We start from the raw sequence: 21,082 nt of genomic DNA, 5'->3' as shown, positions 1-21,082 counted from the left end.
GTTTTTTTAAATTTTTTAGATGAAACTGTTTTCTTATTCCATTTTAATAAATTTTCATATTTAAGTGCTAGATTATCTGTCTTTTCTTCTATATAATGTTAGTTTTAATTTGAAATTTATCATCTGATTGATCTACCAAGATATCAGCTCTTGTCTCGGTTTCTTTATAGTATTGTAGATACTGCTCTCGTCTCATCTGCTGACTAGCCAATATAAAGGATGCATCACGATTTCTCACAGTCGTATCTCGAGCTAGTCGCCTCTTTAATTCGGTCTCCTCATCTGTGTAGAAACAAATGGTTTTGTCAAAAAGTTCCTTGGGTAAAAAACCCACAGACATCCCTTCGACTATCAGAATTGGTTTTTCTCCAGATAAGATCTCACTAGCCTTCCAAGCTTCTTCTATTGTCAAGACATCCATACCCGCCTGCAGAGCAAGAATATCTCTTTGTAAACTTGCCAGCTCATGTGCTACCGGTAAACATGCTGTCACCTTTTGGTCTGGTGTCTCTTTAGGTACCACTAAGTGTCGTCCCGAAGTAATGTAGGGATCTGTCTCTAGTAAATTTACCTTTTGGGAATCAAGTTCTTGGTACAATTCTTGAGCAAAAGTTGATTTTCCTGAAGCTCCATGGCCGTAGATACCCAGTGTTTTTACTTTTCCCGTTTCTATCTCTGAGACCAGTTGTTCTATTAAGTCTTTTTTCTTCATTCTCTCTTCACCTGTTCATAGCTTTCTTTTCCATCGTTAAGCTTGTCCCAAATGACTACTTTTCCACTTTGGAGAGACTTTTGCACATCGATAATCCGTTGGTTGGAAGAGCCACGGAACTGAAGCATGAGATTACGCTTGCTTTTATCATAGCGACCATCTACCAGGATATCAATCAGGGATAAAAGTTCGAGTTTGTCAGGAGTTTCCAACATCATTTCTTCCCAAGTGTAGCCTGTCCAAGACCAGATGTCTTTTTCTGGCAATTCCTTTCGAATGCGTTTTACAAGGGGCAAAAGAATACCTGTATTGAGGAATGGCTCTCCTCCTAGCAAGGTCAATCCTTGAACATAGGGCTGTGCTAAGTCTGCCATAATCTGTTCTTCCAACTCTGGCGTATAAGGAATTCCTGCATTAAAGGACCAGGTCGCTACATTGTAACAGCCCTCACAGTGAAACATGCAGCCGGCTACATAGAGAGAATTGCGCACCCCTTCTCCATCCACAAAGTTAAAAGCCTTATAGTCAATGATACGCCCTTGACTAAGCTCCTCACTCTTCCACTCGCCTGGTTTTGGTGTATTCCATGTCATGCTTTCTACTCCAACTCTATCCAATAGCGCTCCGTTCCATTTCGAACATCCTCTAACTGCCCTCCATTAGCTAAGATAACAGCTCGGCTGGCAGGATTTTCTGTGCTACAAGTCACAAGCGCTCGTTTGATATTCTTTTCTTTAGCAATTTTTAGACCTTGATGGAGAGCTTCCTTGGCGTAGCCCTTGCCTCTTTCGGAAGGGCGGATAGAATAGCCAATATGGCCAGCATGATTCAGCAAGCCCTCATTTAGTCTCAGCCGTAGATTCAAAAAACCTAAAGCACGGCCTGATTCATCAAACAAAACGAACTGAATTGATGGAACGCGATTTTCCAGCAATCCTATTCCCATTTCTTTATTTCGGCCAGTTTCTAGCCAGTCCTCGTAAGAGAAATTCTCAATATCCCAAAATCCTCCATCGTGGGCTGATTGAGTCTGTTCAAACTCTGCCATCATGTTTAATACAGCTTCTTTATCTGCCAATGTCGGTCTGCGTAGTATCATCTTTACCTCCAACTAAGAGAAAAGCGAGAGCGGACTCTCACTTTTTCTTATTCTTATTTAAAAACTGCTCTCTAAGGCTAGCCACTCGGTCTTTTTTGCTGCTTCCACCTTTTGAATGTTTCTCGTGGAACCGTTGAACCAAGGCCTTGCCCTTATCGTCTAATTGATATTTTCCCATTCTATTTCTTTCTAACTTCTTACTTCATGTCCTGCTGTTTTGATGGTAGAACCGTTCATGTGTTTGACACGCGCAGCAATTTCCTTGTGGCGTCCATTAACCATCGGACGCGCTTGTGGATTACCAAGATAACCACAGGTCCGTTTAACAACATCTACTGTTTTAGGATCGTTATTTCCACAGTTAGGACAAGCAAATCCTCTCTCTGTCGGCTCAAAATCTCCTTCAAAATCACACTTGTAACAGCGGTCAATTGGAGTATTGGTTCCGAGATAACCTACACGGTCATAAGCATAATCCCAAACAGCTTCCAAGGCCTTTGGATTTTGTTGAAGAACTGGATACTCACAGTAGTGGATGAAGCCACCTGATGCACCCGTTTCTGGATAAACCTTTTCAAAATCTAGTTTTTCAAAAGGAGTTGGATTTTTACGCACATCATAATGGAAGGAATTTGTGTAGTATTCTTTATCAGTAATGTCTGGAATAGAGCCAAACTTCTCTGTATCCAAACGACAGAAGCGGTCTGTCAGACTTTCAGATGGTGTTGAATAAATAGAGAAGTGATAGCCATATTGGTCTGACCACTCTTCTACTCGATGTTTCATGTCTCGAATGATATCAAGGGTGAATTCTTTAGCTTCTGGATTGGTTTCCCAATTGTTACCAAAGAAGACTGTCGCTACTTCATAAAGTCCAATGTAGCCAAGCGAAACAGTAGCACGACGGTTCTTAAAGAGAACGTCAACACTTTCTTCCTTCCCAAGACGACGTCCGAAGGCACCGTATTGATAAAGAATTGGTGCATTAGCTGGAGTGGCTTCCTTGGTTCTTTCCACACGATAAACTAGAGCATCTTCAGCAATATTCATGCGCTCGTTGAAGATTTCCCAGAACTTGTTCAGGTCGCCTTCAGACTCGAGGGCAATACGAGGCAGATTTACCGTCACGACCCCTAGATTCATACGGCCAGAGTTAACTTCAACTCCATTTTCATCCTTCCATCCTTGAAGGAATGAACGACATCCCATCGGAACCTTGAAGGAACCTGTCAATTCGATAATCTTATCGTAAGACAAGACATCTGGGTACATGCGTTTAGTTGCGCATTCGAGCGCCAACTGCTTGATGTCGTAGTTAGGTGAACCTTCCTCCAAGTTAAGTCCTCTTTTAAGAGTGAAGATCAATTTAGGGAAGATAGCTGTACGGTGTTCTGATCCCAACCCCTTGATTCGAATGTTCAAGATAGCCTTTTGAATTTCACGTTCAAAACGACTGGTTCCTAATCCGAAACCAAGAGAAGTAAAGGGTGTTTGCCCATTTGAAGTGAAGAGAGTATTGATTTCATACTCTAGAGATTGCATGGCATCATAGATATCTTTTTGGGTTTTCTTCCAGGCGTACTCCTCACGCTTGTCAGGTAGTACCCATTCCTCTGCATCTTTGAGGTGTTTTTGGTAATTTTTTTCTGCATAAGGAGCCAAGACTTCATCGATACGGTCTGCTGAACAGCCTCCATACTGACTTGATGCAACGTTGGCGATGATTTGCGATATCTGAGCAGTCGCAGTCTGAATAGACTTAGGACTCTCTACCTCAGCATTCCCAATCTTAAAACCATTTTCCAACATGCCCTTGAAATCAATCAGACAGCAGTTGGTCATAGGCGTGTAGGGGCTGTAATCCAAATCGTGATAGTGGATATCCCCTTTTTGGTGGGCATTAGCCACATGCTTAGGAAGCATTTGAAGACCGATTGATTTCCCAACAATCCCCGCTGTCAAATCACGCTGGGTATTAAAAACATCACTATCTTTATTAGCATTCTCATTGACAACTGCCTGGTCTTTGTTGAGAAGTTTATGGATACTGAAGTTGATATCTGTTGCTTTTGAGCGCTCAAAATCCCTTTGAGTCCGATAGGTGATATACTCCTCAGCCAGAGCATATTCTTTAGCTTCCAACAATTCGTGCTCTACGATGTTTTGGATTTCGTAAATCTTAACTCCCTGTGGAAAGCGACTATGAATTTCTTTGACAATACGCTCAGTCAGAGCATTAAGGCGCTTTTCGACTAAGGGTGTCACATCCATAACCTTGTCTGCCGCCTTGTGGAGAGCCTTGTCAATCTTGTCCACATCAAATACAACACGTCTCCCATCTCGTTTCTCGACGAAGAGAGTTGGCAAAATTGTAATTTTTTCTTCTAGTGCAATCATATGCATGCTCTTTTCTAAAATGTTCTTTCTAAAAAGTATTATACCACTCTAAAAAGAAAAATCAATATCTTGTGTTAAAAAATAAAATTTTTTTAAAATTACACAAGATATTGATTGTTTTATTTTAATTTGTAAAGTTTAAAGTCTTTGAATTCACTTTGAACTGGTTGATATCTTTCTGCTAGAAGCTGTTCTACTTCCGTCCAGAGGGCTGTTTTTGTATTGACCACAATCACTTTAGGCTGGTTATCACGTAGATCATTTACCAGTTTGGTATGATTTTCAGATAAAACTGTATGTAATTTCGGTGTTAGTAACTGACTAGCTGCTAATCGTTCGCTGGCCTGATAAGCACTAGCCGAATTGTCCCATACATAAATGCTGTCTGTTGCTTGCGTTTGCCCCTTGACAATAGTTTCGATACGAGCGCGTTCTTGATATTGTTCCGAGTGAAGGACATAGCGCGCTACTAGAGGGGCCAAGAATAGGTAAGCAAGGGCCAAGATAGGCAGGTAAACATTTCCTTTGAGGAAGATTGCCCATACCGAAGGGGCTTCGCTATATCTTCTACTACGACTCACTCCCTCTGCATTATTGGCACGAATTCGAGTCAATAACAAAATGGACATGAAAGGAAGCAACTCAGCTAGACGACTTCCATGGATCGGTTCAGTAGAGAAAATTTCCAAGCCTAGTGATAGTACAAGAGCAAGCGCAGCAAATATAGATAGGACGTATTGCTTGCTTGGTTTAGACTGGAAAAAGCCTGCAAACACAAGGGTCAATCCTCCGAGACCGATTGCTAATAATCCATAAAAGAGGAGATTATCTAGCAGACCTGGGTTGGACATAAAATTCAAACTATCAATTGGATAGAGAATTTGACTAATAGCACTCCCGAAGCTCCCTTTATAAACTGTGTAGTAACCGATTGGATAAAAGAAGAGTGAAAATCCTAGACAAATCGCAAGAAATTGATAAAAGCCGCGAGCCCAGTAACCGCGTCCGATATTAAAGGCTAGTAAGGCTAAAAACAAGACAAGAGTATATAGAACTGTGACTAGAGGCGCCAAGAAGAAGGCAAGCGCCAAACTCATCCCGATACGCAAGAAACCTTTATCATGATTAGATTCTGCCAAATAGGTTGTGACGAAGTTTAGGGCGTAGAATAAAAATGGAAGGGCAAGAATTGTGGCATAGCCACCACCAAAGCTAAGACCTCCCGCAAGAAGGTAAAAAATCGTCAATACTTGTCGCGACTGCTCATCCTCTTTCGTCAAGTCATAGGTTGAACGGAAAAGAAAAATTCCAGCGCCCACCAAAGCAAGCCAATTAAAGGCCGCAAATAAAAGGCTACCTTTAGCTAGATACTGTAGGAAATAATAGAGGAGACCACTCGTTCCAAAATAGTCTGTGTAGATTTCTCCTCCTTGGTGCATAGCCCATCCAATATAGAAATCCTGAGCCTGCTCTGGATTGGTCAATCCTAGCATAAAAGGAAGAACTACAGATACAAGTACCGCTAAAGTGCTCCAAATTAGGATTTTAAACAATGGTAAGCGAGCAGATTGTCGTGTTTCAAACTCTTCTCGCTCCTCTCCTCCAGCTGAATTTTCTTGATTTCCAGTCCAAGTTGGAGTTGGTTCATCGTCTAATCTGCCATATACGTTCATTCATTCTCTCCTAGTTTTTGATTTGTTCTAGTATATCAAAAAGTCTAGTTCTTGTCAGCCTGCTGAGGGCATTTGTTCAGCTTTTTACAGAGATTAGCGAAGCGTTCAATCTCATAAAAACGGTGATAAGACACCTTTTTATAGGCGTCTAAAAAATTTTTTTCTTCTACTGTTATCATCTCTTCTCCTTTTCTCTTTATTCGAAAAAATAGAAGCAATCTATCAAAAAAACTGAATTCCCTAAAAGAGAATTCAGCATTTTGTTTTTAGTCAGCTTTCTTTTCTAAATTTTTTGAGATGCTTCGATTTTTACCTTCTAGATACACCATCAAAATGGAGATATCTGCTGGGTTTACTCCCGAAATACGGCTGGCTTGGCCGATGGTTTCTGGATTAATGAGCTTGAACTTCTGGCGAGCTTCTGTCGCGATAGAATCAATATCATCCCAGTCGATGTTAGCTGGAATGCGTTTTTCTTCCATGCGTTTCATCTTGGCAACCTGATCCATGGCTTTTGAGATGTAGCCTTCGTACTTGATTTCTGTTTCAATCAATTCAATAATCTTGTCATCTAACTCCTCAGCGGCAGGTCCGATGAAGGCAACCACATCTTGGTAAGAGACTTCTGGACGACGGAGGAACTCCTTGGCAGTGACTGCATCTGTCAATGGTTTGAATCCCATTGCTTCAACCTTAGCATTTGTTTCCTTGACTGGCTTGAGTTTGATGCTGTCTAAACGCTTCATTTCATTTTCAAATTGATTTTTCTTGATTTCAAAACGAGCCCAACGTTCATCATCTACAAGTCCAATCTCGCGTCCCATCTCCGTCAAACGCATATCGGCATTGTCATGACGGAGGATGAGACGGTACTCAGCACGACTGGTCAAGAGACGGTAGGGTTCAATGGTACCCTTTGTTACCAAGTCGTCAATCATCACTCCGATATAACCGTCGCTTCGTTTCAGAATCAACTCAGGCTTGCCTTGGATTTTCAGAGCCGCATTGATACCCGCGATAATCCCTTGACCAGCAGCCTCCTCATATCCAGATGTACCATTGGTCTGACCAGCTGTGAAAAGTCCTGAGATTTTCTTGGTTTCCAGAGTCGCACGCAATTGATGAGGCAAGACCATGTCGTACTCGATAGCATAACCAGTTCGCATCATCTCTGCATTTTCCAAACCTTTGATGGAATGTACCAAGTCACGTTGTACATCCTCAGGAAGGCTGGTTGAGAGACCTTGAACATATACTTCTTCTGTATTGCGCCCTTCTGGCTCAAGGAAGAGTTGGTGGCGTTCCTTGTCCGCAAAACGCACAATCTTGTCCTCAATCGACGGACAATAGCGAGGTCCCACTCCCTTGACCACGCCTGTAAACATAGGCGCGCGGTGGAGGTTATTCTGAATAATCTCATGGCTGGTACCATTGGTATAGGTCAACCAGCACGGTACTTGGTCTTTGACATAATCTTCATCACGTGAAGTGTAAGAGAAGTGATTTGGTGTTTCATCTCCTGGCTGGATCTCTGTCACATCATAGTTGATAGAAGAAGCCTTGACACGTGGAGGCGTTCCTGTCTTGAAACGACCGATTTCAAGTCCCAGTTCCTTGAGATTATCAGCAAGGTTAATAGAAGCCAGGCTGTGGTTAGGACCTGACGAGTACTTAAGGTCTCCGATGATGATTTCCCCACGGAGAGCCGTTCCTGTAGTTACAATAACAGCCTTTGCAGCATACTCTTGATGAGTCGCAGTACGCACACCAACTACCTTGCCATCTTCTACCAGAATCTCATCAATCATTGTCTGACGAAGGGTGAGATTTTCTTGATTTTCAACCGTTTTGCGCATTTCCTTAGAGTAAAGCTCCTTGTCAGCCTGCGCACGAAGAGCTCGAACTGCTGGACCTTTCCCAGTGTTAAGCATCTTCATCTGGATGTAAGTCTTGTCAATGGTCTTAGCCATTTCTCCACCGAGGGCATCCACTTCGCGCACGACAATCCCCTTGGCAGAGCCACCGATAGAGGGATTACATGGCATGAAAGCCAACATTTCAATGTTAATAGTCGCAAGCAAGACCTTGCAACCCATACGGCTAGCAGCTAGGGAAGCTTCCACCCCGGCATGCCCAGCACCGATTACAATAATATCGTATTCTTCCGTAAAATTATAAGTCATTTCTTAACCTTTCAAAAATTTCTCGCAAATAAGGAACTAACTTCTCCTCCTCTAGAGCTTGATCCATGGTAACCCATTTAAAGTGTGTATGCTCTTCAGGATCTAATCTGATAATTGGCTTCTCCCCAACCCACTCTGCTTTATAAACTAAGCGAGTAAAGACAGTATCCTTAGAGGTATCCAGTTGACTATCTTCGTGAAGAAGTTTGAGCGAACTGCTGTCTAGCCTAACTCCCGCTTCTTCAATACATTCTCTAAGAGCTCCATCTCGCGGAAGTTCACCCTTTTCAACCCCACCACCAGGAATATCCCAGTAAGTCGGATAAACGTTGGGTTGTCCTCTTTTAATTTCCGAACGCTGAATGAGTAAATAATCACCACCACTATGAACAAGTACATGGGCAATAAGCTTAACCATCATTTTCTCTCCTATTCGTTAAGATGGATGTGCCGTAATTGTCCGTCCCAATTTGGCAGGGCTGTTTTCAAAAAGGCTGGAACTAGCTGGAAATCCTCAAGTTTATCCAAGTCAATCCACTCACAGGGTTGCGTTTTCTCATCTTCTTGCATGGTTAACGGTGCATCTTCCAGCAAGTCCACTAAATAATGGAACTCGATGTTGTGATAATAAACGCCGTCTTCTTTAAAACGATTTTCAACCACGAAAGCTAGCTGCCCAGCTTGAGCTTTGACGCCCAATTCTTCCCTCACTTCGCGGACTACCGCTTCTTCCGTGCTTTCATTGACTTGAATAGCACCGCCGATGGTGTAATACTTGTCCTTGTCTTTAGTAACTAGAAGTTTGCGATTTTGGAGAATCAAAGCTGTCGCCCGAACACCAAAAACCGTACTACCCACTTTTGTCCGAAAGTCTTGTTGAGTCATTTTTGTCCTTTCCCTTAAACGACACAAAAACAGTCAAAACTCGTAAGAAGTGCAGGACAAAAAAGCCTGCAACATCCATGAGCTTTGACCATCATTTCTATTGCTTTTATTATTGTAGCAAATTGAGAAAATTTGTCAATCTAAATGTACTGACAAACCTTGCCATCACGGTAGGCATTGTCAATCAAGCCACCACCGAGACACTCTTCACCGTCGTAAAAGACAACTGCCTGTCCTGGTGTAATGGCGCGCTGAGGTTCTGCAAAGATGACCTCTGCCTTGTCTCCTTTGACATGGACGGTCACCTTAGAATCAGGCTGACGGTAGCGGAATTTAGCCGTGCATTCTAGCGTAAATTCCTCTGGCATATCACGAGTAAAGTGGACTTGACTAGCCTCTAAGCTTGTTGACATGAGCGAATCATGGTAGAATCCTTGGCCCACATAGAGGATATTTTGGCTCAAATCCTTTCCAACAACAAACCAAGGTGCATTGTCACCACCGTGTTGCCCACCGATACCGAGTCCCCCACGCTGACCAATCGTATAATACATAAGACCAGCATGCTCGCCCATATCGCGACCATCCACAGTCATCATGCGACCAGGCTGGGCTGGTAGGTAGTTGCTGAGAAATTCTTTAAAGTTCTTTTCTCCGATAAAGCAAATTCCTGTCGAGTCTTTCTTCTTAGCAGTCGCAAGGCCTGCTTCTTCTGCTAGTCTGCGAACTTCAGGTTTTTCCAAATGTCCCAAAGGGAACATAGTCTTTTGGAGTTGTTCTTGTGAAAGTTGGCTGAGGAAATAAGTCTGATCCTTGCCATTGTCCACGCCACGAAGCATGTGAACGATGCCATCCTCATCACGCGCCACTCGGGCATAATGCCCAGTCGCTACATAGTCTGCTCCCAAGGTCATCGCATAGTCCAAAAAGGCCTTAAACTTGATTTCCTTGTTACACATAACGTCTGGATTGGGCGTGCGTCCTGCTCTGTATTCCGCTAGGAAATACTCAAAAACGCGGTCCCAGTACTCTTTTTCAAAGTTGACAGAGTAGTAAGGAATGCCAAGTTGGTCTGCTACCGCAGCCACATCCTTGTAGTCTTCGGTCGCCGTACAGACGCCGTTTTCATCTGTGTCGTCCCAGTTCTTCATGAAGATACCGATCACATCGTAGCCCTGCTCCTTGAGCAAGAGAGCCGTCACCGACGAATCAACACCACCACTCATCCCCACGACAACACGTGTTTTAGAGTTATCACTCATGGTAGTTCTCCCATCTATTCGTTTATTCACGATTGAAGGTCGTGTGTGCTTCACGATTGAAGGTCGTTTGAGCAGTTTTCATTATAACATGCTTGGTTGGAGAAGACAAGGAAGAGGCTGACAAATCTGGCAACCTCTTGCATAAGACACTTTTTCATTCCAAACTATTCTTTATAGAAAAAATTCCTATAAATTCGAGCAATAGTTAAAATACATACAAATATGACTCCCAAAATAGATAATACTATTTTCACAAAATTCATTTCAGAGTCTATTACATAGATATGAAAAAGAGGGACTAGTCCTACACATATATACAATAGATAATTTATAAAGTTTATTTCACCAAATCCTGCAAAAAAATGTTTCATTTTAAATATCCCAATTTTACCTTTCGTCTTAATAATCCACTAACAACTCTATTGACTTCTCTTTTTTTTGAAAAATCTTGATAGCAAATTTACTCCACTTAATGCCACTAAAATTTCAATCGTCATAATTTCTCCAAGAGAAAAATATAAACTGACAAAGTTTCTGCTAAAATACTATACTCCCAGTAAATAGAGTGTCAGCAAAAATAAAACAACCGAAATTGGCAGAAAAGCAGCACGATTTGTTTTACAAAAAATAGAATAACAAAGACTACCTATCGAAAATGTCAGAATAACTTCAATAGTTATCTTTAAAACAGGGTAATATATATTTTTAATAAAAAGAATTAAAAGGATAAAAAATACCAATGAACAAAGAACGGATTTGATATAAAATTTTAAATGAGTCATAATTTATTTTTTAGATTCTACCTACTATAGATAAAATCACCTTTCTTATTTTCTTCTCATGATATCCACTTTAATTTCTATTTCTTATGATACAATATGTTTAATAGAATTCTATTTATTGTTAACTTTTTTCACGAAAAGGAGAAAATCATGCGCTATGATTTCGGGAAAGTATATAAAGAAATACGTGAGTCAAAAGGATTGACACAAGAAGAGGTCTGTGGAAATGTCCTTTCAAGAACCAGCCTTTCCAAGTTTGAAAGTGGCAAGGCAACTCCCAAATATGAAAACATGGAGTTTCTTCTCCGTCAAATCAATATGAGTTTTGAAGAGTTTGAATACATCTGCCATCTCTATAGACCGAGCCAGCGAACAGAAATCATGCAAACCTATCTCAATACAAGTTCCATCTTTGGTACCAGTAGTCTAGTCAATTTATTTGAAACATGCCAAGACTATCTCAAGGTCCATCACGATCTCCCTATAGAGGAAATCAGAGATATGTTGGAAGTTGTCATTTATATCCGTCAACATGGAACAGGACAACTTTCAATCCAAGTGGAACAAACGGTCAAAAAGCTTTGGGAAAAAATTGAAAAACAAGATACATGGTATGAAAGTGACCTAAAAATCCTCAACACCATCCTTTTCAGCTTTCCCATTGAACACCTCCATCTGATCACTGAACAAATCTTGCAGCGCTTGGAAGAATATAAAAACTATCGGCATTTATATGAATTACGAATGGCAATCCTACTCAATCTGTCCACCATTTACTTGTACAATCAAGATAAAAATACCTGTCAACAAATCTGCTACACCTTACTAGAGGATGCTAAGAAAAAGAAAAGATACGATATTTTGGCTATTGCCTATGTTCGAATAGGTATTTGTACTAGTAATGATCATCTGCTTCAAAAGGGCTTCTCCCTTCTGGAGTTAACTGATGAAACCTCCATGCTATCTCACCTCAAAAAGGAAGTAGAGACCTGTTATCAAGCAAAGGAAATATAAAAAAGCCGAGGAAATCCCTCGACTTTTGCATCTTATTCTGCTAGTTAGTTCTTAGTACCAACCGTTGTTAAGCCAGAAGTTCTTAGCAGCTGTCCATGAACCGTAACGTCCTGCAACGTAAGCATCTGCTACACGTTCTTGGTTTTCTGCTGAGTAGTCACCGTTCAAGTATGAATCTGTCAATTGGTAACGTCCGATGTAACGTCCGTTTGTAGCTGTGTAGCTACCGCCTGATTCTTTTTGAGCGATCCATTCTTTAGCTTCTGCTTCAGATCCGCTGACGGTTGAAGTTGATGCTGAAGTTTCTTCTGCTACAGTTACGCTTGCTGCTGGCGCTTCATAAGTTGTTGTTTCAGTAGCTGCAGGTGCTGCTACTGGAGCTTCTGCTGTCGCAGCTGAAGTAGTTGAAGTTGCTGGTGCTTCACCATCAATAACCAATACTTGGTCTACATAGATCAAATGAATATCTTTAATCTTATTTTTTTCTGCCAATTTTTCAACAGTTGTATTGTATTTTTCAGCGATTCCTGATAGAGTGTCACCTGATTTTACTGTGTAAGTTGTTGTTTCTTGTGCAAAAGCAAGTGATGGTGCAAGAAAAGCAAGCGCTGCTGCTACTCCTACAAGTCCTGTTTTAATTTTGTTAGTTGTTGATTTCATATTAAAAGATTCTCCTTCTTTCTTATATTTCCATCATACCCTACTATTATTACTGTTTCTTGACGGTTTTATGTAGAAATGTTACAAGACTATGTTTTATTTCACTTAAATAGCCTCTTTTTGTTACAAAAGGCTTGTTTTAGAGGCTTTATGGGGATTTTAGATATTTTATCATGGAATTGAGCGCTTGCATCTAATCTTTGATATAATAGAGGTAAGAATCTTTTTAAGGGGAAACAGATGCAATCACTTCGTTTTCAATCTGTCTTTGATATCATTGGACCAGTCATGATTGGTCCATCTAGTAGTCACACGGCAGGAGCTGTTCGTATCGGTAAAATCGTCTCTTCTATCTTTGACGATACTCCAACCGAGGTTGAGTTCCAGCTTTTTAATTCTTTTGCAAAAACCTATCGCGGGCATGGAACCGATTTAGCCCTTGTCGCTGGAATTCTGGGAATGGACACAGATGATCCAGAAATTCCAAATAGTTTAGAAATTGCTCACAAGCGTGGCATCAAAATTGTCTGGACTATCCAGAAAGACAGTAACGCCCCTCACCCAAACACTACGAAAATAACGGTTAAGAATGAGCACAAGACCATCAGTGTAACAGGAATTTCAATCGGGGGTGGTAATATCCAAGTGACAGAGCTCAATGGTTTTGCGGTATCCCTCAACATGAACACTCCTACCATCATCATCGTTCATCAGGATGTTCCAGGTATGATTGCTCACGTAACAGAGGCCCTCTCTCGCTTTGACATCAATATCGCTCAGATGAATGTAACCCGAGAAAAGGCTGGCGAAAAAGCCATTATGATTATCGAAGTTGATAGTCGCAACTGTGATGAATCTATCAAAGAGATTCGTAAAATTCCTCATTTGCATAATGTCAATTTCTTTCAATAGGAGAAAATATGTTTTACTCTATCAAAGAATTAGTCCAACAAGCCGAACTTGATTTTCAAGGCAATGTTGCTGAACTCATGATTAGAACTGAGTTTGAGCTAACCGGTCGTGAACGTGAAGAAGTTCTCCTTCTCATGGAGCGCAACCTTGAAGTCATGAAAGCTTCCGTTGAGCTTGGTCTTAGTGAAAAAAAATCTCGTAGCGGTTTGACAGGTGGAGATGCTGCCAAGCTTGACCACTACATCAAAAAAGGAAAGACCCTATCAGACTTCACTGTCTTGTCTGCCGCCCGTAACGCCATTGCCGTTAATGAGCACAATGCTAAGATGGGTCTTGTTTGTGCGACACCGACCGCAGGTAGCGCAGGTTGTCTTCCCGCAGTTCTCACATCTGCTATTCAAAAACTCAATCTAACTCATGAACAACAACTAGACTTCTTATTCGCTGCAGGTGCTTTTGGACTCGTAATTGCTAACAACGCTTCTATCTCGGGAGCCGAAGGTGGCTGCCAGGCCGAAGTCGGTTCAGCTTCAGCCATGAGTGCCGCTGCCCTAACTCTAGCTGCAGGCGGAACGCCTTATCAAGCGAGCCAGGCTATCGCCTTCGTTATCAAAAACATGCTCGGTCTCATTTGCGACCCAGTTGCAGGTTTGGTTGAAGTTCCTTGTGTCAAGCGGAATGCCATGGGAGCAAGCTTTGCCTTCATCGCGGCCGACATGGCTTTAGCTGGTATCGAATCGAAAATTCCAGTTGATGAGGTCATCGATGCCATGTATCAAGTAGGATCTAGCTTACCAACTGCCTTTCGTGAAACTGCTGAAGGGGGGCTCGCTGCCACACCTACAGGTCGTCGCCTTCAAAAAGAAATCTTCGGCGAATAATTTCATCATTTTGAGGAGAATCAATGTCATCTATATCTGCTATCTTTTTTGACTTAGATGGAACGCTAGTTGATAGTTCTATCGGTATCCATAATGGTTTCACCTATACCTTTGACCAACTTGGAGTTTCTAGTCCTGGTGCCAAAACCATTCGAGGTTTTATGGGGCCTCCACTAGAAACCAGCTTTGCTAGTTGTTTACCAGCTAAGCAGATAGAGCAGGCCATCCAGCTCTATCGTTCTTATTATAAGGAAAAGGGTGTTTACGAAGCCCAACTCTTTCCACATATCAAAGATTTACTCGTAGAACTAGCTGAACATTATCCTCTTTATATCACTACTACGAAGAATACACCAACCGCAGTTGACATGACTAGCAATTTTGGGATTGACCACTTCTTTGATGGCATTTATGGTTCAAGCCCTCAAGCCCTACACAAGGCTGATGTCATTCGTCAGGCTCTGGAAACTCATCATCTAGCGCCCGAAACAGTCGTTATTATCGGAGATACCAAGTTTGATATGATTGGTGCCCAAGAAACTGGCATTAAAAAATTAGCGGTTACTTGGGGATTTGGCGATGAAAAGGAGCTCATGACCTATCATCCTGATTGGATTGCTCACCAGCCAACAGACATTTTACAGCATCTACAATTAAAACGTTAAACAAAAGACTCCCAGCCTAAAAGTTAGGTTTGGGAGCTTTTTGTCTGATTTTAATGAGGAGAATGACATTCCCCGTACTCGTCCAATTATTCAAAAGGGGAAACTTCTTCGCTTTCAACTTCTTTAGGTCTATTGATTGTTACTATTTCTACTTCCTTACTTGGCATGGCTAGCAGAACTAATAGAGCAAAACGTCCGACCATTGGAACAAAGTGAAGGAAGATAAAGGCCCAGTGGAAACCTCCATCACGCAAACGTCGAATCTTTAACGCTAAAGTAGGCAACAAAAGGAGTAGAGCCAAAATGGCATAAATACTGACAACCAATATAACTAAAGTAAAGTTCAGAGAAGGACCTTGGTTTATTTCTTTATTGAAGATAAGGATATACAGGGGGAGGAACAAGATATGATTCATCAGCCAAACCCACCAATACTCTGGACGTGTTGAGCGTCCTACAAAATCTACATAACCTTTTAAAAAATTTATATAAGCCCTAAACAAGATATTTCTCCTTTTAACAACTGTATACTATAAAGCAGCCTCATTGTTCTAAAACACTCCCAAATCTATTTTAGATATGGGAGTGTTAGATATTTGCTTAACAATATAAAGAAAACTCTAAAACAGTTTCACTTGCAAAACCTAAACTTCTTAGTTTTTGTCTGATTCTTCGAATGGTGAAACTTCTACAACTTCTTCAGTTTCATTGATGGTCACTACTTCTACTTGTTTCGTTGGCATAGCTAACAAAACTAAAAGAGCAAGAGGTCCAACCATGGGAATAAAAATGATAAAGATTAGAGCCCAGTGGAAACCAGCATCACGTAGTCGACGAACTGTCAAAGCTAACATAGGTAATATTAGGGCTAGCCCGAAAATCATGTAGATAATAGCAATTCCACCCAAGGCCACTAGAGCAGCCTCATTTCTTGGATTTGCGAGCACCTTAAAATATGCTGAGTAAAAAGGGACAAGGAGGATCATATTTGTTAACCAAATCCACCAATACTCTGAGCGTGTTGAACGGCCTGTAAAATCTACATAACCTTTAAAGAAATTCTTATATGCGTTAATCATAAGTTACTCCCTATTTTTTTAATTCATACGAAATGAAAATGAAAGAGCAAATTAGAAAGTTCGTTATAAACCATATCTAAGTACAGTCAAACGATGCAGACCTCATTTACTTTGATTTTCAAATAGTATAAATTTAGTTTACCATAAATGTTCAACAATGACAAGTTTGTTCAAAAATTGGTAAAGGAGTAGCAGTTATCAAGAAAAGGTATAATTCCACTCACCTCTAACATGAAGCTAGGAATCATACCTTTTTACTTTTTTAATGAATGTGAGTTGTTTCGTTAGCAAAACCGATAATAGCTTGCTTCAACTCTGAACCTTGCAAGGCACGGAATTCTTCAATCTTTTGATTGATAACTTCAAGTGGCATGACATTAACCTTACCAACAAAAATCTTATCCATGACTTGATTATCAACTAATTCAGTAGATACCAACAACTCCTCATAGAGTTTCTCACCTGGACGAATCCCCACTTCTACAATCGGGATTTCATTTTCAGTACGTCCGCTGAGAAGAACCATTTTCTTGGCCAAATCATAAATCTTAACTGGTTTGCCCATATCAAGGATAAAGACCTCTCCATCTTTAGCATAAGCTCCTGCATGGATCACCAAACGGCTAGCTTCTGGAATGGTCATAAAGTAACGAGTCATACGGAAGTCTGTCACAGTCACTGGACCACCCTCTGCAATCTGACGCTCAAATACTGGAATCACACTACCACGGCTACCAAGAACATTTCCAAAACGAACCGCACAATAGGTAGACTGACTACGTTGGTTGAATCCTGTAACAATCAACTCTGCCACACGTTTGGTAGCTCCCATTACGTTTGGTGGATTAACGGCCTTATCGGTCGAAATCATAACCATCTTCGGTACCTTAGCGGCGTCAACTGCCTTGGCAACATTGTAAGTTCCGAGGATATTATTTTTAAAGGCTTCTTTTGGATTACGTTCCATCATCGGCACGTGCTTATGGGCAGCAGCGTGGTAAACAATGGCTGGTTGGTACTGCTCAAATACTTGAAGCAAGCGATCATAGTCTTGGATGTCTGCAATCACAGGAACATAGTCAATTCCTTGGAAGCTACGAATCAATTCATGATAGATCAGATAAATGGAGTTTTCCCCATGCCCCAAGAGAACCACGCGCTCTGGATTAAAGCGACTAACCTGACGGCAAATTTCAGAACCGATAGAACCTCCCGCACCTGTCACCAAGATGGTTTTTCCAGTAATTTCTGAGCCTAAGCGTGATTCATCTAGTTGAATTTCTTTACGTCCCAAAAGGTCAGTAATGTCAATTTTTTGGAAACCACCTACCTGAGGATGCAACCCTTGCACAACCGACTCAATCTTGGGCATCTTATAACACTTCAAGCCAAGTTGGTTACACATTTTCAAGATGCGCTCATATTCTGACGGATCAAGGGAAGGAATCGCAACGATAACTTTTTCAATCTGATGACGTTTAGAAAGTTCTGGTAACTGTTCATAAGATCCTAAGACTGGGATTCCTCCTAGTTTTTGACCTTTTTTCTTTTCATCATTGTCCAAAATACCCACTAACTCAAGGTCACTCGTAGGGTGTTGGTAGCTATTCATAAAGAGAGCTCCACCGTCTCCCGCACCAATCAAGAAGGTACGACGATGTTCCCCTTCTCCATCACCTTTTTTACGTCTAGAATAGATCAGCTGCCAAGTAATACGAGGGAACAAGATCAAGAAGGTGCTGAGTAGGATAAAGAGAACGATAAAACGCACAGAAAAAAGCGGCAAGAAGGCATAGCATAGGAGATAGGACAAGACACTGCTGATACTTACTCCAATGAATATCTTCATAAAGTCTGTGATTTTGCTATAACGACTAATGCTAGCATTGAGCCCCCAGAATCCAATCATGATTTGATAGAACAGGAAGGTCAAGCTAGTATAGATGACATAGTCCACAGGAGCTGGATTGATCAATCCATAAAACAAGATGTAAGAAACAATGATTGAGGAAATCATGCTGGCAGCATCAAAAATCCCCCAAAAGACTTGTTTTTGTTGTTTATTTAACACTTCAACCAGATCAATTACATAATCTGTCATTTTTTTATTCATGTGAATGGTATCCTCCTACACAAAATCACATTTTCTAGTTATTACAAGACATTTTTTTAAAACTGATGAGCTATTTGCTTTTTCTCAATAGTTTTAAAAATATAAACTGTCGTACAAAGCCTGGACATAGGGCAACGACAACTTGAATTAAAACACTTTTTAGATATTCGCCATAAGAAATCTGTCCACGCGCGTGCATTCTTTGACGTGCTTGGCGATAGAGTTTGAGATAGCGAAGACCACCGCGGCGTTCAAACATCCCCGCTCCCACGCGCACCTTACAAAGAATCTGGTCCACATTTCCAGTCCGAGCACCAGCGCTAATCATATTGAGCCAAAGCAGATCATCTTCCATATAAAGGCCATCTTCATAGTTGCCTGCCTTTAACACCATCTCTTTTTTGAACATAACCGTCATGTGATTGAAGGCACTTCTCATACGTTGGTAGGCAACGATATCCTCATGCTTAATCGGCACACGACGGTAAGACACAATCTCGTCTGGTTGGTCAATAAATTCTGCGATATGACCTCCCAGCAAGTCCAAATTTTCCTTTTCCATCAAGACAAACTGTTGTTCGAAACGGTCTTCGACAGCAATATCATCTGTATCCATACGAGCAATAACGTCATACTGGCACTGTAAGACGCCGTACTGAAGCGCTAACCCTAAGCCACGATTTTGCTCAAGTGGGCAACGTTTGATTGGAATACTTGACTGTGCTTCCAATTTTTCCAAAACTTGATAGAGTTCAGGTGTCAGCGGACCATCTTCGACGATTACCACTTCGCTAGGTTTGAGTGTTTGATGTAAGATGCTCTCTACTGCTTCTTCTAGAAAGGTAGGATTTTCTTTGATATAGACTGACATCAAGACACTAAATTTCCGATTTTCAGACACAGTTTTTCTCCAATGTATAGATTTTCTTCCACTATTTTATCACAAATTTCCAGACTTTCCTATTTTTATTTGAATCCCAGAAAAAAACTAGTAAATCTATCCTTCTTTTTCCCATGATTTCGCTGAGCTAAGTAACGGATTCTCTCTATCTTGACATCTCTTGGAAAAAAACTTAAAATAAGCTGTTATCAAAATCAGTTTATTGAGGTTCACATGAAAAAACGATCACTCTTTTTTATTCTAGGAATTGTCTTAATCGGAGCGGTCTTAAGAGCTCCTTTTACAGCCTTACCGACTATTTTAGGAGATATTGCTCAAGGTTTAGGAGTTGAGGTCAGCTCACTTGGTGTTTTGACCAGTCTCCCTCTTTTGATGTTTGCCCTCTTTTCCTCTTTTGCGACCCGTTTAGCTCAAAAGATTGGACTCGAGCACCTTTTTACCTACAGCCTTATCGTATTGACCATAGGTTCAGTGATTCGTATCTTCAATCTCCCATTGCTTTATCTGGGAACCCTACTCATCGGAGCAAGTGTCGCTATTTTTAACGTACTTCTTCCTAGCGCCATTCAGGCCAACTATCCACAAAAGATTAGTCTCCTGACGACGGTTTATGTGACTTCCATGGGAATCGCAACAGCTCTTGCTTCCTATCTCTCTGTTCCCATTACTCAGGCGACATCTTGGAAAGGCTTAATCCTCTGCCTATCCTTTGTCTGCCTACTCACTTTAGCTGTCTGGTTCCCCAATCATCGTCACAATCATTTTCTAGAAGGACATGAGAAAAAACAAAAGAAAGAGAACATTCTAAAAGACAAGAAAGTTTGGGCTATTATTGTATTCGGTGGACTCCAATCCCTACTCTTTTATACCAGTATGACCTGGTTACCAACCATGGCCATCAGTGCTGGACTATCTCATACGGACGCTGGTCTTCTGGCTTCTATCTTTTCACTGATTAGTATCCCCTTCTCGATGACAATTCCAAGTTTAACAACTCGTTTGTCCAATCGTCACCGTCAAATCATGCTGACAGTCATCTCTCTCGCTGGAATGCTTGGAATTGCTATGCTCCTATACCCGAGCAAGAGTTTCCTTTACTGGTTAGTAGCGCATCTCTTGATTGGTACTGCCTGTAGCGCTCTTTTCCCTTATCTCATGGTTTGCTTCTCCATCAAAACCAGCTCTCCTGAAAAGACGGCTCAATTATCTGGACTTGCCCAGACCGGTGGTTACATTCTAGCGGCCTTTGGACCAACTCTCTTTGGTTACAGTTTTAACATGTTCCAGTCTTGGGTTCCAGCGGTACTGATTCTTCTAGTAATTGATATCATCATGACAATCTCCCTCTTTATGGTGGATAAAACTGAGAAAATCCTCTAAAAAGGTTTTTAGAATTTACTACAAATAAATACACTTTGAAAGCCAGACTGAGTCTGGTTTTTTTGTATGAGTATATATTTAAAAAGCATCATACATATACTAGGAGAAAAATGTAGTTTTTGATATAATAAAATATATAGAAACTAATTATGAAAAGATATATTAGTTTAACTACCAATATTTACTGTTAAAGCGAGGGACATAGTATGGATGAACAGAAAAACAATTTTGAACAGAGCATAGCAGAATTAGATAAGTTTCTTGACTTATCAGCTAAGGAAATAGATAAAGATACCTGCGAAGATCTAGCTGAAAAGGCAAGAATTATTTATGAGCAATACCCTAAATTAGAAGACATTGCGTTGCGGTATGCTAAGGTCTTAGTCAGGCTATCGACTAAACAGACGAAAGCTGAAGAAGTTACTGAAACTATTCAGAAAATTAATGATATTTACAAAAAATTCAATGAGCCCCAAGATATTGC

At 41.0% G+C, this 21,082-nt stretch carries 22 protein-coding genes and 1 pseudogene; 6 read left to right on the top strand and 17 right to left on the bottom strand.

Features of this window, described 5'->3' with window-relative positions; all coding sequences use genetic code 11:
- Positions 1 to 88: 88 nt before the first annotated feature.
- The 12 genes from ADM33_RS09695 to ADM33_RS11790 form a co-directional block, all read right to left on the bottom strand.
- Complete coding sequence (locus tag ADM33_RS09695) at positions 89 to 712, bottom strand: uridine kinase family protein (protein ID WP_049504869.1); 624 nt, start codon at positions 710 to 712, stop codon at positions 89 to 91.
- A complete protein-coding gene (nrdG, locus tag ADM33_RS09690; protein WP_045613165.1) occupies positions 709 to 1,305 on the bottom strand; it encodes an anaerobic ribonucleoside-triphosphate reductase activating protein in 597 nt (198 codons plus the stop codon). The genes ADM33_RS09695 and nrdG overlap by 4 nt, the downstream gene beginning before the upstream one ends.
- A 5-nt stretch (positions 1,306 to 1,310) precedes the next feature.
- Entirely contained in the window at positions 1,311 to 1,811 is a 501-nt protein-coding gene (locus tag ADM33_RS09685; RefSeq protein WP_049504867.1) for a GNAT family N-acetyltransferase, read from the bottom strand.
- A 37-nt stretch (positions 1,812 to 1,848) separates the two neighbouring features.
- Positions 1,849 to 1,989 (bottom strand): hypothetical protein, encoded by a 141-nt coding sequence (locus ADM33_RS11610; RefSeq protein ID WP_006149022.1) that lies wholly within the window; start codon positions 1,987 to 1,989, stop codon positions 1,849 to 1,851.
- An 11-nt stretch (positions 1,990 to 2,000) separates the two neighbouring features.
- A complete protein-coding gene (gene nrdD, locus ADM33_RS09675) occupies positions 2,001 to 4,208 on the bottom strand; it encodes an anaerobic ribonucleoside-triphosphate reductase (RefSeq protein ID WP_049504864.1) in 2,208 nt (735 codons plus the stop codon).
- A gap of 119 nt (positions 4,209 to 4,327) precedes the next feature.
- On the bottom strand, positions 4,328 to 5,881 hold the full coding sequence (locus tag ADM33_RS09670; RefSeq protein ID WP_049504861.1) for a hypothetical protein: 1,554 nt from the start codon (positions 5,879 to 5,881) through the stop codon (positions 4,328 to 4,330).
- 44 nt (positions 5,882 to 5,925) lie between these two features.
- Entirely contained in the window at positions 5,926 to 6,060 is a 135-nt protein-coding gene (locus tag ADM33_RS11805) for a hypothetical protein (protein ID WP_275138986.1), read from the bottom strand.
- 87 nt (positions 6,061 to 6,147) lie between these two features.
- A complete protein-coding gene (mnmG, locus tag ADM33_RS09665) occupies positions 6,148 to 8,064 on the bottom strand; it encodes a tRNA uridine-5-carboxymethylaminomethyl(34) synthesis enzyme MnmG (protein WP_016466468.1) in 1,917 nt (638 codons plus the stop codon).
- Positions 8,054 to 8,485, bottom strand: a complete 432-nt coding sequence (locus ADM33_RS09660; RefSeq protein ID WP_049504858.1) for an NUDIX hydrolase — start codon at positions 8,483 to 8,485, stop codon at positions 8,054 to 8,056. Before ADM33_RS09660 ends, mnmG begins: the two co-directional genes overlap by 11 nt.
- A gap of 8 nt (positions 8,486 to 8,493) precedes the next feature.
- Positions 8,494 to 8,949 (bottom strand): NUDIX hydrolase, encoded by a 456-nt coding sequence (locus ADM33_RS09655; protein ID WP_049504856.1) that lies wholly within the window; start codon positions 8,947 to 8,949, stop codon positions 8,494 to 8,496.
- A 140-nt stretch (positions 8,950 to 9,089) separates the two neighbouring features.
- Positions 9,090 to 10,211, bottom strand: a complete 1,122-nt coding sequence (gene mnmA, locus ADM33_RS09650) for a tRNA 2-thiouridine(34) synthase MnmA (RefSeq protein ID WP_049504854.1) — start codon at positions 10,209 to 10,211, stop codon at positions 9,090 to 9,092.
- Between the two features lie 164 nt (positions 10,212 to 10,375).
- Entirely contained in the window at positions 10,376 to 10,582 is a 207-nt protein-coding gene (locus ADM33_RS11790) for a hypothetical protein (protein WP_080982727.1), read from the bottom strand.
- A gap of 561 nt (positions 10,583 to 11,143) precedes the next feature.
- Here ADM33_RS11790 and ADM33_RS09645 point away from each other — a divergent pair.
- Positions 11,144 to 12,007: a helix-turn-helix domain-containing protein gene (locus tag ADM33_RS09645; RefSeq protein WP_049504852.1), complete on the top strand. Its 864-nt coding sequence runs from the start codon at positions 11,144 to 11,146 to the stop codon at positions 12,005 to 12,007.
- Positions 12,008 to 12,058: 51 nt separating this feature from the next.
- Here ADM33_RS09645 and ADM33_RS09640 read toward each other — a convergent pair whose 3' ends face one another.
- Positions 12,059 to 12,667: a LysM peptidoglycan-binding domain-containing protein gene (locus tag ADM33_RS09640; RefSeq protein WP_049504850.1), complete on the bottom strand. Its 609-nt coding sequence runs from the start codon at positions 12,665 to 12,667 to the stop codon at positions 12,059 to 12,061.
- 240 nt (positions 12,668 to 12,907) lie between these two features.
- Between ADM33_RS09640 and sdaAB the strand changes: the two genes are divergently transcribed.
- From sdaAB to ADM33_RS09625, 3 genes are read left to right on the top strand one after another with little or no spacing between them, the layout of a single operon-like run.
- A complete protein-coding gene (gene sdaAB / locus ADM33_RS09635; RefSeq protein WP_049504848.1) occupies positions 12,908 to 13,579 on the top strand; it encodes an L-serine ammonia-lyase, iron-sulfur-dependent subunit beta in 672 nt (223 codons plus the stop codon).
- 8 nt (positions 13,580 to 13,587) lie between these two features.
- Positions 13,588 to 14,460 (top strand): L-serine ammonia-lyase, iron-sulfur-dependent, subunit alpha, encoded by an 873-nt coding sequence (gene sdaAA / locus ADM33_RS09630; protein WP_049504846.1) that lies wholly within the window; start codon positions 13,588 to 13,590, stop codon positions 14,458 to 14,460.
- Positions 14,461 to 14,483: 23 nt separating this feature from the next.
- Positions 14,484 to 15,125, top strand: coding sequence for an HAD hydrolase-like protein (locus tag ADM33_RS09625; RefSeq protein WP_049504844.1), 642 nt, complete (start codon positions 14,484 to 14,486; stop codon positions 15,123 to 15,125).
- An 86-nt stretch (positions 15,126 to 15,211) separates the two neighbouring features.
- Here ADM33_RS09625 and ADM33_RS09620 read toward each other — a convergent pair whose 3' ends face one another.
- From ADM33_RS09620 to ADM33_RS09605, 4 genes are all read right to left on the bottom strand, one after another.
- Positions 15,212 to 15,628: a DUF805 domain-containing protein gene (locus ADM33_RS09620; RefSeq protein ID WP_049504842.1), complete on the bottom strand. Its 417-nt coding sequence runs from the start codon at positions 15,626 to 15,628 to the stop codon at positions 15,212 to 15,214.
- A 150-nt stretch (positions 15,629 to 15,778) separates the two neighbouring features.
- Entirely contained in the window at positions 15,779 to 16,204 is a 426-nt protein-coding gene (locus ADM33_RS09615; RefSeq protein WP_049504840.1) for a DUF805 domain-containing protein, read from the bottom strand.
- A 262-nt stretch (positions 16,205 to 16,466) separates the two neighbouring features.
- Entirely contained in the window at positions 16,467 to 18,317 is a 1,851-nt protein-coding gene (locus ADM33_RS09610; protein WP_049504838.1) for a nucleoside-diphosphate sugar epimerase/dehydratase, read from the bottom strand.
- A gap of 70 nt (positions 18,318 to 18,387) precedes the next feature.
- Positions 18,388 to 19,218, bottom strand: coding sequence for a glycosyltransferase (locus tag ADM33_RS09605; protein ID WP_049504836.1), 831 nt, complete (start codon positions 19,216 to 19,218; stop codon positions 18,388 to 18,390).
- Positions 19,219 to 19,431: 213 nt separating this feature from the next.
- On the opposite strand from ADM33_RS09605, the gene ADM33_RS09600 reads away from it, so the two are divergent.
- Both ADM33_RS09600 and ADM33_RS09595 read left to right on the top strand, forming a co-directional pair.
- Complete coding sequence (locus tag ADM33_RS09600) at positions 19,432 to 20,598, top strand: CynX/NimT family MFS transporter (RefSeq protein ID WP_049504835.1); 1,167 nt, start codon at positions 19,432 to 19,434, stop codon at positions 20,596 to 20,598.
- A 206-nt stretch (positions 20,599 to 20,804) separates the two neighbouring features.
- Positions 20,805 to 21,082: pseudogene (locus ADM33_RS09595) on the top strand (hypothetical protein); the annotation flags it as partial.

Source organism: Streptococcus oralis (assembly GCF_001075875.1).
Taxonomy (GTDB): domain Bacteria; phylum Bacillota; class Bacilli; order Lactobacillales; family Streptococcaceae; genus Streptococcus; species Streptococcus oralis_I.
Note: the sequence above shows the minus strand (reverse complement) of the source record. Positions and strands in the feature narration are given on the sequence as shown.

Coding starts and splice junctions, on each gene's coding strand:
- ADM33_RS09610 (WP_049504838.1), bottom strand. CDS start 18,317: ATGAATAAAAAAATGACAGATTATGTAATTGATCTGGTTGAAGTGTTA.
- ADM33_RS11610 (WP_006149022.1), bottom strand. CDS start 1,989: ATGGGAAAATATCAATTAGACGATAAGGGCAAGGCCTTGGTTCAACGG.
- ADM33_RS11790 (WP_080982727.1), bottom strand. CDS start 10,582: ATGAAACATTTTTTTGCAGGATTTGGTGAAATAAACTTTATAAATTAT.
- ADM33_RS09695 (WP_049504869.1), bottom strand. CDS start 712: ATGAAGAAAAAAGACTTAATAGAACAACTGGTCTCAGAGATAGAAACG.
- ADM33_RS09640 (WP_049504850.1), bottom strand. CDS start 12,667: ATGAAATCAACAACTAACAAAATTAAAACAGGACTTGTAGGAGTAGCA.
- nrdG (WP_045613165.1), bottom strand. CDS start 1,305: ATGACATGGAATACACCAAAACCAGGCGAGTGGAAGAGTGAGGAGCTT.
- ADM33_RS09670 (WP_049504861.1), bottom strand. CDS start 5,881: ATGAACGTATATGGCAGATTAGACGATGAACCAACTCCAACTTGGACT.
- mnmG (WP_016466468.1), bottom strand. CDS start 8,064: ATGACTTATAATTTTACGGAAGAATACGATATTATTGTAATCGGTGCT.
- ADM33_RS09685 (WP_049504867.1), bottom strand. CDS start 1,811: ATGATACTACGCAGACCGACATTGGCAGATAAAGAAGCTGTATTAAAC.
- ADM33_RS09655 (WP_049504856.1), bottom strand. CDS start 8,949: ATGACTCAACAAGACTTTCGGACAAAAGTGGGTAGTACGGTTTTTGGT.
- ADM33_RS09600 (WP_049504835.1), top strand. CDS start 19,432: ATGAAAAAACGATCACTCTTTTTTATTCTAGGAATTGTCTTAATCGGA.
- ADM33_RS09660 (WP_049504858.1), bottom strand. CDS start 8,485: ATGATGGTTAAGCTTATTGCCCATGTACTTGTTCATAGTGGTGGTGAT.
- ADM33_RS11805 (WP_275138986.1), bottom strand. CDS start 6,060: ATGATAACAGTAGAAGAAAAAAATTTTTTAGACGCCTATAAAAAGGTG.
- ADM33_RS09645 (WP_049504852.1), top strand. CDS start 11,144: ATGCGCTATGATTTCGGGAAAGTATATAAAGAAATACGTGAGTCAAAA.
- ADM33_RS09625 (WP_049504844.1), top strand. CDS start 14,484: ATGTCATCTATATCTGCTATCTTTTTTGACTTAGATGGAACGCTAGTT.
- ADM33_RS09615 (WP_049504840.1), bottom strand. CDS start 16,204: ATGATTAACGCATATAAGAATTTCTTTAAAGGTTATGTAGATTTTACA.
- sdaAB (WP_049504848.1), top strand. CDS start 12,908: ATGCAATCACTTCGTTTTCAATCTGTCTTTGATATCATTGGACCAGTC.
- sdaAA (WP_049504846.1), top strand. CDS start 13,588: ATGTTTTACTCTATCAAAGAATTAGTCCAACAAGCCGAACTTGATTTT.
- nrdD (WP_049504864.1), bottom strand. CDS start 4,208: ATGATTGCACTAGAAGAAAAAATTACAATTTTGCCAACTCTCTTCGTC.
- mnmA (WP_049504854.1), bottom strand. CDS start 10,211: ATGAGTGATAACTCTAAAACACGTGTTGTCGTGGGGATGAGTGGTGGT.